Source organism: Gemmatimonas sp. (genome assembly GCF_041689975.1).
Taxonomy (GTDB): domain Bacteria; phylum Gemmatimonadota; class Gemmatimonadetes; order Gemmatimonadales; family Gemmatimonadaceae; genus Gemmatimonas.
Window position 1 is genome coordinate 1 of sequence record NZ_JBDNFF010000154.1, and the last position, 2,489, is coordinate 2,489.

A 2,489-nucleotide genomic window follows, 5' to 3' on the forward strand; every position below is an offset into this window, starting at 1 on the left:
GCGATGCCATCTGGATCGCGGAGGCGACGCGCCACTGCATCGAGATCCGGTAACGATTCGTGGGATGTTACGCCGTCGTTTGCGTTCGCGACGAAGCGAAAGAATAGGAATGCATCGGCGAAATCATGCTCGGACGCCACATGTTCGATGCAGCCAAGCGCCGTGAGGCGCTCGCCGATGCGTACCGCGACGGCGCGGGACACGGACCATCGGCTGGCGATCCAGGTGACCGCATCCGCCGCCACGAAGCACTGCGGATAGCGACGCAGGTGATGCCGGCGGTCTCGGACCTCGATGCCGTCGAGACCACGCATCTCATCGAGTAGCTCTTCGGCGGTGAACTTCGGCATCGCCTTTAGCGGCTCGTCGGATGGAATCGTGATGTTCTCCGATATCTGTGGCGAGCGCTTCGGCGTTGGAACGCCGAGTGCCGTCGGTTCCGGTAAGTCCGCGTGATACGCCTCGATCCAGCGGATGAAGTCTTCGATGGCCATGGTTCGCGCGATGAGATATCCCTGCACGTATTGCACGCCGCGGGCGGCCAGGTAGTCCCACTGGGCATCCGTTTCAACGCCCTCGGCGATCAAGGGAATCTGCAGCGTGTGCGCCAGCGAAATAATCGTATCCAGCACCGGTCGCACAGTCGTCGATTCATCGACATGGCGCACGAACTCTCGATCGATCTTCAAACGGTCGACGTTGACGCGCTCGATCGACGCTAAGCTGCTCTGGCCGGTGCCGAAATCGTCGAGCGCCAGTTTGTACCCGGCCGCCCTGAGTGCGCGCAAAGCTGCTTCGGACCCGGCATCGACGACGTCCCGCTCCGTAACCTCCAAGAGCACATGCTGCCGAGGGAGTGAGGCCTCGTCGAAGATACGATCCAGCGTCTTGTCGAAATTCGGCGTGCGGAGCTGCGCCGGGGTGATGTTGAACGAGAAATACAGCGCGCGATGCGCCTCGATCACCGGGGCGAGCCGATCACGTGCTTTCGCCATGACCATGTTGGACATGGGAACAATGAGCCGCGATTCCTCGGCCAGTCCGATAAACTCCAAGGGAGGAAGGATCCCTCGCGCCGGGTGTGCCCACCGCATCAGGACTTCGCCGCCGACGCAGCGGCCGCTCTGCACGGAGACGATCGGTTGCACAAAGGGCTCGAATCGCCGCTTACGGAGTGCGATCTCGAGCCGCCGCTGTGGGTTGGCGCGATCGCGAAACCGACTCTGCAGTGCTCCCATCAGCGCGAGCATGAGCCCGACGGCCAACAGGAGCAGGACGAACGCGCTGCTCTCGAGCCGAGCGCGAACATGCCCAACGCTGATCGACTGTATTAGGCGTACACGACCAGCGGGAGACCACGAGCTCTGCTCCCAAAGCAGCTTCCCACGATCCGTGGAAAGGATCACGTTCATCCACGGCACCGGCTCGCCCCGGCCGGCGATCAGCTGTCGATCCCAACGATGCGCATCACCCGACCACTGCAGCGCGAGGCGAGACATCACGTTCGGGTCGAGCTCTCGAGCAACACAGCCTCGCCGCGCGTTGAAATCGTGCGCAGCCCGAGGGAGCGAATCGACGGCTCGACGTAGAGTAACGCCTCCCCTTCGAGCGGCGGCGGCGGCATGGTCGTGAGGCGTCGCACGCCGAGTGGACCGCACCACGACTCCGCTGACGTCGGTCGCAGGAAGTAAGCGCGCGCGACTTCACTGGTGAAGTTGACACTCACGATGCGCCGAATCGTCTGCTCGTCACAGACGGTCGGCGCTCGCTCGAGGAGACGCGAAAAGTCCTGCTCGAGGGCGACGAACGTCTCATCCCATAAGGCCCCGACCGCCCTCGCCTCGTCGCGCATGGCCCGTAGATCGCGGGCGACCTCGATGGTTGCCCACGTGACCAGCACGCCGACGAGAGAAACAGCAAAGGCTACGCACCGGGCCAAGGCGCCCGGGCGCGCCACCCGTGTGCGAAGCCAGGAGAGAGTCGCCTCTGTGGGCATCGGTATGACGTCACGAATCCTGAACACCCGCGGGGGCCCTCGACGGCCGAGGCACCGCCTCCCCCTCTCATGGGCACGCACGAGGGAATCCGCTGGTGCATGCGCCGACTAGATTGCCCAATCATGCGATTCTCGACCTCCCTCCGCCGCCCACGCCGATGACTGAGCCGGTCTCCGTCGATCCCCTGCACGGCGTCACCCTCAAGGCCATGGTCGAGCACCTCGTCGAGCGCTACGGATGGGACGGGCTGGGTGAGCGTATCGAGATCCGCTGCTTCACGCATGATCCGAGCGTGAATTCGTCGCTCAAGTTTCTGCGCAAAACCCCTTGGGCGCGCGCCAAGGTCGAGTCGCTGTATCTCCACTCAGCGGCACATCCCCGCAAGACGCCGAAGATGCCGGCGGCCGAGTAGCGTACATGATTCGTTTCGGGTCTTTTGCGATCACCCTCGCCTGCGTCTTCGGCGCGACGGCGTGCGTTCCAGCACGCGCA

General features: G+C 63.9%; 3 protein-coding genes. 1 reads left to right on the forward strand and 2 read right to left on the reverse strand.

Going from position 1 to position 2,489, the window contains the following annotated elements; genetic code table 11:
• Positions 1–1,499 (reverse strand): EAL domain-containing protein (locus ACESNG_RS10200; protein WP_373068842.1); only part of this gene is annotated, 1,499 nt, incomplete at its 3' end.
• A complete protein-coding gene (locus tag ACESNG_RS10205) occupies positions 1,499–1,996 on the reverse strand; it encodes a hypothetical protein (RefSeq protein ID WP_373058794.1) in 498 nt (165 codons plus the stop codon). The genes ACESNG_RS10205 and ACESNG_RS10200, both read right to left, overlap by 1 nt.
• A gap of 158 nt (positions 1,997–2,154) precedes the next feature.
• On the opposite strand from ACESNG_RS10205, the gene ACESNG_RS10210 reads away from it, so the two are divergent.
• Entirely contained in the window at positions 2,155–2,409 is a 255-nt protein-coding gene (locus ACESNG_RS10210) for a VF530 family DNA-binding protein (protein ID WP_373058796.1), read from the forward strand.
• Positions 2,410–2,489: the final 80 nt, after the last annotated feature.